Annotated in this window: 7 protein-coding genes and 2 pseudogenes; 5 read left to right on the top strand and 4 right to left on the bottom strand. The window is 52.2% G+C overall.

What is annotated here, in order from left to right; genetic code table 11:
* The 3 genes from IDH45_RS33635 to IDH45_RS33625 form a co-directional block, all read left to right on the top strand.
* Positions 1–682: ABC transporter permease (locus tag IDH45_RS33635; protein ID WP_223837260.1), on the top strand; the 682-nt coding region annotated here is incomplete at its 5' end.
* Between the two features lie 6 nt (positions 683–688).
* Positions 689–1,480 (top strand): ABC transporter permease, encoded by a 792-nt coding sequence (locus tag IDH45_RS33630; RefSeq protein WP_190932534.1) that lies wholly within the window; start codon positions 689–691, stop codon positions 1,478–1,480.
* Between the two features lie 18 nt (positions 1,481–1,498).
* Positions 1,499–2,494 carry an ABC transporter ATP-binding protein gene (locus IDH45_RS33625; RefSeq protein WP_190932533.1) on the top strand — a complete coding sequence of 332 codons (996 nt, stop codon included), beginning with the start codon at positions 1,499–1,501 and terminating at the stop codon, positions 2,492–2,494.
* A 160-nt stretch (positions 2,495–2,654) separates the two neighbouring features.
* Here the strand turns inward: IDH45_RS33625 and IDH45_RS33620 are convergent, their stop codons facing one another.
* Positions 2,655–3,125 (bottom strand): nucleoside deaminase, encoded by a 471-nt coding sequence (locus tag IDH45_RS33620; RefSeq protein ID WP_190932532.1) that lies wholly within the window; start codon positions 3,123–3,125, stop codon positions 2,655–2,657.
* A 144-nt stretch (positions 3,126–3,269) separates the two neighbouring features.
* A pseudogene (locus IDH45_RS33615) lies at positions 3,270–3,479 on the bottom strand (NifU family protein); the annotation flags it as partial.
* Positions 3,480–3,596: 117 nt separating this feature from the next.
* Between IDH45_RS33615 and IDH45_RS33610 the strand changes: the two are divergent.
* Positions 3,597–3,851, top strand: a complete 255-nt coding sequence (locus IDH45_RS33610) for a YuzB family protein (RefSeq protein WP_190932530.1) — start codon at positions 3,597–3,599, stop codon at positions 3,849–3,851.
* 57 nt (positions 3,852–3,908) lie between these two features.
* Here the strand turns inward: IDH45_RS33610 and IDH45_RS33605 are convergent, their stop codons facing one another.
* Both IDH45_RS33605 and mqnE read right to left on the bottom strand, forming a co-directional pair.
* Positions 3,909–4,973, bottom strand: a complete 1,065-nt coding sequence (locus IDH45_RS33605) for an NAD(P)/FAD-dependent oxidoreductase (protein ID WP_190932529.1) — start codon at positions 4,971–4,973, stop codon at positions 3,909–3,911.
* Between the two features lie 114 nt (positions 4,974–5,087).
* On the bottom strand, positions 5,088–6,191 hold the full coding sequence (mqnE, locus tag IDH45_RS33600; protein ID WP_190932528.1) for an aminofutalosine synthase MqnE: 1,104 nt from the start codon (positions 6,189–6,191) through the stop codon (positions 5,088–5,090).
* A 292-nt stretch (positions 6,192–6,483) separates the two neighbouring features.
* On the opposite strand from mqnE, the pseudogene erpA reads away from it, so the two are divergent.
* Positions 6,484–6,846, top strand: a pseudogene (gene erpA / locus IDH45_RS33595) (iron-sulfur cluster insertion protein ErpA); the annotation flags it as partial.
* Between the last annotated feature and the right edge of the window lie 202 nt (positions 6,847–7,048).

Below are 7,048 nucleotides of genomic sequence, written 5' to 3'. Positions count from 1 at the left end.
CATTGGTTTTCCCTCCGAAATGGTCTGTTTGAACATAGTATGTCCCATTTTGATTCATTTCAAAGGTTCCACCTTTCATTTTACAGACCCTGTTTCGGCGCTGACGCGCTCCAGCATCGGAAATAAGCTGGCAGAGCGGTTTACGGATGGATCGATCGCAATCGATTTTATTCGGCCAATACAGTTGAAGTATTATTTGATCGCTGAGCAGATCGGCGAGAACTTGTACAGCACCATCTTTCTTATTATTCCGGTTGTCGTGGTGGGGCTGGTGTTTCTCGATGTGCAGCTTCCGGCTGCCTGGTGGCAAACCGGCATGTTTGCGTTGACGCTCGTACTCGGAATTGTGCTCATCTATTCGATCAACTACTTGATCGGTCTGCTTGTGTTTTGGATGAAAACCGCTTTCTACACCAACTGGCTGCTCGGGGCGTTGATGGAACTGTTCGCCGGATCGATTGTGCCGTTATGGTTTTATCCGGCAGGATTGTACCACATTGCGATGTCACTGCCATTCCGCTTTATTTCGTTTGAACCGGTCTCGATCTTTTTAGGCAGAACGACATGGAGCGAGAGCTGGACTGTCGTTGGTTTCCAGTTGATCTGGATTGCAGTGCTGCTGCTGCTCGAGTACATGCTGTGGCGCAAAGTCCAAACCAAAGTCATTGTTCAAGGGGGGTGAACCAACGTGGCGTTGTACCGCGCATTTGTACGTTTGAAGGCGAAAGCCATGGTCGAATACCGCGGAGCTTTTTTTCTGGGAGGCATCTCGCAGGCGTCGGCGTATATTGCCGAGTTTGTCGTGCTCTGGGTGATGATTACCCGCTTTCATTCGATGAACGGTTGGGCAGCACAGGAAGTGATGGTGCTGTACGCACTGAACCTGATCTCCTACGCCATCGCCGGGAGCTTTTTGTACAGTGTGTGCACGGGACTGGCATCCATGGTGCAGTCCGGCAGCTTTGACGAAGTGCTGACCAAGCCGATGAATCCGTTGGTGTACTTGATCTGCCATAAATTTGTGTACCAGTACGCGAGCCATATTCTCGTGGCGAGCGGCATTTTGACTCTTTGTTTTATCCAGCTGCGTCTGACAATCACGGTTGGGTCGTTTTTGTTCCTCCTGCTTGTCATTTTGGGAGCGGCGATGATTCAGGCTTCGGCCTTTCTGTTCACATCCGTCCCCGTATTCTGGCTCGTGCAAAACCAGGCGATCAGCGGGTTTGCAGGCGACTTGCGCGGTTTTATTCGTTACCCGATTTCCATTTACAAGCCAGGCGTGCAAATCGTTCTGACGCTGCTTATCCCGTACGCCTTCATTAACTTTTATCCGGCACAATATTTTCTTGGCAAATCGGACTTTTTGATGTTCCACCCGCTCTTCCAGTATGTTACGCCGCTTGTCGGAATTGTTCTGCTAGTTGGGGCGTACCAGTTTTGGAAGCTGGGGCTGCGTCATTACAAAAGTACAGGCTCATAGCAAAAGGAGGGGAGTACGATGGCATTTATTGAAGTGGACCAGGTGAGTAAGCATTTTCAAGTCCATACGAAAGCAAAAGGTATGTGGCCAGCGTTGAAATCGCTTGTGAAGCGGGACTATACAACGAAGAAAGCGGTACAGGATATTAGCTTCCACATTGAACGGGGCGAGCTTGTCGCATACATTGGACCAAATGGCGCTGGAAAATCGACGACGATCAAGATGCTGTCCGGCATTTTGCAGCCGACGAGCGGGACGATTCAGGTAGGGGATATTGTTCCGTACCGGGACAGGAAGCAAAATGCGATGCGGATGGGTGTCGTCTTCGGGCAGCGTTCCCAGCTGTACTGGGACTTAGCGATGGAAGATACGTTCGACTTGTACAAGCATATGTACAAAATCGAGGAGCGGCAGTTCAAACGGAATGTGGAATTTTATGTGGATCTGCTGCAGATGCAGGAGTTTCTCACCCGACCTGTACGCCAACTGAGTCTTGGTCAGAAGATGCGGGCAAATTTGGCTGTTGCGCTGCTGCACGATCCGGACGTCGTCTATTTGGATGAGCCGACAATTGGGCTGGACATTATCGCCAAATCGCGCATCCGCCAATTTGTGAAAGAAGTGAACAAAGAAAAGCAGACAACGCTCATGTTAACGACCCATGATATGGACGATATTGAGCAAATTTGCAACCGCATCATTATGATTGATCAAGGACAAGTGCTGTATGACGGTTCGTTATCGGCATTCAAGGAAAGCTATGCGGGTGGACATTTTATCCGCATTGAGCTGGACTCGGACAGCTTTTGGCTTGAGGATGAACGGCTGACCGTTGTCAAAGAAGAAGGGCCGCTGAAAACGATCCAATTTCAGAAAAAACAGATTACCGTTCCGGAAGTGATTCAAATTTTGACGGCGCACAACCGGGTCAAAGACATCCAGATGCGGGAGACGAGCATTGAAGATATTGTGAAAGATATGTACGAAAGCAGAAGTACGGCAAGCGAAGGCTGAACAGGAGAAGTGATCTGCTCCCGATATTTCTTTACAGTAACATCGGCCCTTGACCAGCAGGCTACGTCTATCGTTCAAATGTACGGATCGGGTTTGTGCGCAACATACTCGGGCTGTTTATTACTTCCCTCTATGGACAAAGTTCCGGGAACTGTCGGAATTACTCGCTTTGCATATCGCGCCATGCATAAAAGGGAGCGAGCTTGCTGCCGCTTTCCAGCTTCCGCATATTAATCGAGCGGGCTTGCGAAGGCTGGAGCATTTCTTGGTAAAAGCCGTCCAGCGGGTCGCCGAAAGCCGTCGCATCGGCCGCTTCCTGCTTGCTGCACGCATAATAAACGCTGCCGGGTCTGGCCCAGTAAATGGTGCCCATACACATCGGGCAAGGCTCGCCGCTGGCATACAGCGTGCAGTCCGATAAATCCGTCGTCTCCAGATGGATGCAGGCTTCGCGGATCGCGAGCAGCTCGGCGTGCGCGGTCGGGTCATGGTCCAGATGAACGCCGTTGACCCCTCTGCCGACAATACGGCCGTCCTTAACGACGAGGGCGGCGAAGGGGCCCCCTCCGCTGCCAACGTTGAGTTCCGCCAAACGGATCGCCTGCTCCAGCCACTGTTGATGCTGATTCATCCCTATATTCCTCCTTGAAACTCGCAGTTTGCTTTTTGAAGCATCGCTTTGAAGCTTTACCACTTTAGCGAACTAAATCTTTCTGTAACATTAACAAGGGTGACTGCTTATTATGCAGCCACCCTGTTTTTGGAGTGAAATGGTTTAGAATACTTGGACGACCTCTGTAATGCCTTCCACTTCTTCAACCAGTGCTCTTTCGATACCGGCCTTCAGCGTTATGGTCGAGCTGGGGCAGCTTCCGCAAGCACCCATCAGCTTCAGCTTCACGATTCCGTCCTCTACGTCGACCAATTCCACGTCACCGCCGTCACGCTGCAGAAACGGGCGCAATTTATCCAATACTTCGAGCACTTCATCATAAACAGCTTCTTGTTGTACGTTCTCGCTCATTTGCCTCATCTCCTTTCTCATATTATTATAGTACATTATACACGAAATGAAAATGGTGCGGAACCGGATGGTGGGAACATGAGACCGATCGTAGAATTTTGTACGAACAATATGCATCACGGCACCGATGCCGTCATGCGCGAGCTGGAACAAAATCCGGACATCGACGTCATCGAATACGGCTGTCTCGGCAACTGCGGGCAGTGTTATATGGAGCCCTACGCCCTTGTCAACGGAGAGATCGTACCGGCGGAGACGGCGGACGAGCTGTTGCAGGCGATTTTGCACAAAATCGAGCAGTGGGAGAAGCAGTTCGATTGGCTGGACGAATAAAGCCGGTTCCTCCGGGAACCGGTTTTTCGCCTGCGCGGAATGTCGGGGGACCGGATTTTATCCGAAATGATGCTTGGACATCCACAAAACTCCGCTTTTCAGCACACGCGGCACTTTCCCCATAATGACCGTCTTTTTGCCCATCATGCCAAATCCGGCGTTTTTGCCGAGCGAACCGAGCACGCCTTTCAGCTTGATCGGCTTCATGACCGGCTTCTCGCCTTTCCAGAGCGCATGCATCACCTCGGCTACCTGGCGGCCCTGTCCTTCGGCGGCTTGAGCGCTCGGGCTGAACGGAAGGCTGGCGCAGTCGCCGACGACGAATACTTCGGGGTAAGCGGGAACTTGATGATACTCGTTAAGCAGCACACGGCCCTGATTGTCTTTGGGCAGGTCCAGATTTTGCACGATCGGGCTCGGCTGAATGCCTGCCGTCCATACGGTCAGATCGGTACTGATTTCCTGCTCGCCGTTATACAGCATTCCCGGCTCGACACGTTGAAGCGATACGCGGGATAACATCTCGATGTCATGCTCGATAAACCAGTCCCGTACATAGGCTTGAAGCTTGTCGGGAAACGACGACAGGATGCTGGCGCTGCGATCAATCATGCGAATGTTCAGGTCGGGCCGGCTTTCGCGCAGCTCAGAAGCGATCTCCACGCCGCTGAGTCCTCCGCCTACAATCGAAACCTGCGAGTACGGATTCAAATCGTTGATCGCCTGATACGTTTTGCGGGATGCCGACAACGTCTGGATGCCGTGAGCGTACATATCCGCCCCGATAATGCCGTGGAACTTGTCGACACAGCCGAGGGCGATGACGAGCCAATCGTATGAGACGGGATCGTTCTGGTCCATCATCACGAGCTTGTTGTCCAGATCGACACCGGTCACCTCGCCGTACTTCAAAATAATCCGCGGGTCGGTCGGGAACGCAACACGAATCTCCGCTTCCGATACGGTGCCCGCGGCGAGCGCGTAATATTCGGTTTTTAGTCCTTGATACGGCATACGGTCGATCAGCACAATCTCCGTTCCGTGAGGGGGATCTTGTTCCAGCAGGTGCAAAGCGAGCGTAAGCCCGCCGTACCCGCCGCCCAAAATGACGAATTTACCCATTCCAGATGAGTTCCTTTCCAAAATCCATTAGTAACGATGCAAATCTTGATGTTGTTGGTATTAGGGTGTCACGCGAAACGGAAGATTATGAGAAGGCCGGGAGCTTATTCGAAATTACTCGAACACCTGAATTTCGTTGTAGAACGTATCGCGTTCCACCGGAATCCGGTTCGCCCCTTTGATCAGATGCACAAGCTCATCGCGCGTCAGGCCTTCCGGGGACAAAGCGCCGGCGGAATGGCTGATCCGTTCCTGCACGATCGTTCCGTGAGCGTCGGAGGCTCCGAAGGTGAAGGCGAGCTGCGCAAGCTGCGTGCCCAGATTGATAAAGTAAGCTTTGACATGCTGAACGTTATCCAGCATCAGCCGGCTGATCGCGATCGTCTTCAGATCGTCGAAAGCGGAAGTGCGGCGCTTGATGCCCATCGTCGTATTGGCCGGTTGGACGGAGTTGGGAATGAATACCATGAATCCGTTCGTTTCGTCCTGCAGGCCGCGAAGCTGGAGCATGTGGCGAATCCGTTCTTCCTTCGTCTCGATCGAGCCGTACAGCATCGTCGCATGCGTGCGGATGCCGAGCTTGTGAGCGGTCCGGTGCACGTCGAGCCATTGGTCCGACGTCGCCTTCTCCACGTTCATTTTGCTGCGGTACCGGTCGGTCAAAATCTCCGCGCCGCCGCCGGGCAGCGTGCCAAGTCCGGCTTCGGACAGCTTGACCAGCACTTCTTTGTAGGAAAGTCCGCTGATCCGGGAGAAAAAGTCGATCTCCGCTCCGGTATACGCCTTGATCGTTACGTTCGGATAATTTTCTTTCAGAACGCGGATCGAGTTGACGTAGTAGTCGAATGGGACGTGCGGATTATGCCCTCCGGTAATGTGGAACTCGCGCATCAAGGGATGGTAATGCTTTCCGACATAGTCCAGAATCTGCTCGGGGTTTAGCGTATAAGCTCCTTCTTGTCCTTCGTCGCGGCGGAAATGGCAAAAAGCGCACCGGTCTTCGCATACGTTTGTAAAGTACAGGCTCATGTTCTCAATAAAATAAACTTTGCGGCCGTTTTTGCGAAGGTTTACTTGATTGGCCAGTTGTCCGATCGTCAGCAAATCGTCGGATTCATACAAAAAAACTCCGTCTTCCAGCGTAAGCCGCTCGCCGTTCTCGACTTTCTCGGCAATCTCAGCCATACGCTTGTCGGGGTTCGTTACGATGATGCTCATTGATGCTCCTCCTTTGAGCTTGAGAGCTATTGCGTATTTACTTTTCTATAAGCGCTCCTTCTTTGCCGAGATGCGGCAAGTTATGCGACGAAGAAACTTGAATACGGTAATAGCTCCTAAGTTGTGATTCAACCCGAATCGTACCCTTAACCTACCTAATTATAAACCTACCGGGTGGCTCGGGCAACAGCAGGTTTATCCTGCTGCGGCGGGAACCGGCGGGGCGCGGCCTCTTGAGGAGGCAACCGAATAGGAGTATACTGAAAGTGCGAAGGAAACGAAGGAGGGAACGAAGATGATTACGATTACGGAGCAAGCTTGCGATAAAATTAAAGAAATGCTGGCCGCCGAGGAAACGCCGAACCTGTTCTTGCGCGTAGGCGTTAAGGAAGGAGGCTGCAGCGGTTTTTCATACGGAATGGGATTTGACGACGATCAGCAAGGAACCGATCAGGTGCTCGATATTAACGGTCTGAAGGTCGTCGTAGACGGCGACAGCACCAAATATTTGCGCGGCCTTGAGATCGACTTCAAAGAGTCGGCCATGGGGGGCGGGTTCACGATCCACAATCCGAACGCAATCGCGACCTGCGGCTGCGGCAGCAGCTTCCGCACGAAGGAAGAGGAAGGCAAGCCGAATCCGGAGCAGTGCTGACCTGCCATTTTCCAATACAACATTGCAAACGGCCTTCCGGTCGGTGTACGTCTGCGTACGCTTGGACCGGAAGGTTTTTTCTATTTGCAAATCTGTTAACATTCCACATTATAACTCACATTCCGCACCCCTAGCATGTGGTAGCGAATGGAATTATTAGAGGTCAACCAGCCGCTAAACGGGTGTAGCGATGGTCCAAGGA

The organism is Paenibacillus oceani (assembly GCF_014705615.1).
Taxonomy (GTDB): domain Bacteria; phylum Bacillota; class Bacilli; order Paenibacillales; family NBRC-103111; genus Paenibacillus_AB; species Paenibacillus_AB oceani.
This window is presented reverse-complemented; position numbering and strand designations above follow the sequence as displayed.

Excerpts from the sequence above, each read along its gene's own strand:
- IDH45_RS33625 (WP_190932533.1), top strand. The coding sequence starts at position 1,499 with ATGGCATTTATTGAAGTGGACCAGGTGAGTAAGCATTTTCAAGTCCAT.
- IDH45_RS33620 (WP_190932532.1), bottom strand. The coding sequence starts at position 3,125 with ATGAATCAGCATCAACAGTGGCTGGAGCAGGCGATCCGTTTGGCGGAA.
- IDH45_RS33610 (WP_190932530.1), top strand. The coding sequence starts at position 3,597 with ATGAGACCGATCGTAGAATTTTGTACGAACAATATGCATCACGGCACC.
- IDH45_RS33605 (WP_190932529.1), bottom strand. The coding sequence starts at position 4,973 with ATGGGTAAATTCGTCATTTTGGGCGGCGGGTACGGCGGGCTTACGCTC.
- mqnE (WP_190932528.1), bottom strand. The coding sequence starts at position 6,191 with ATGAGCATCATCGTAACGAACCCCGACAAGCGTATGGCTGAGATTGCC.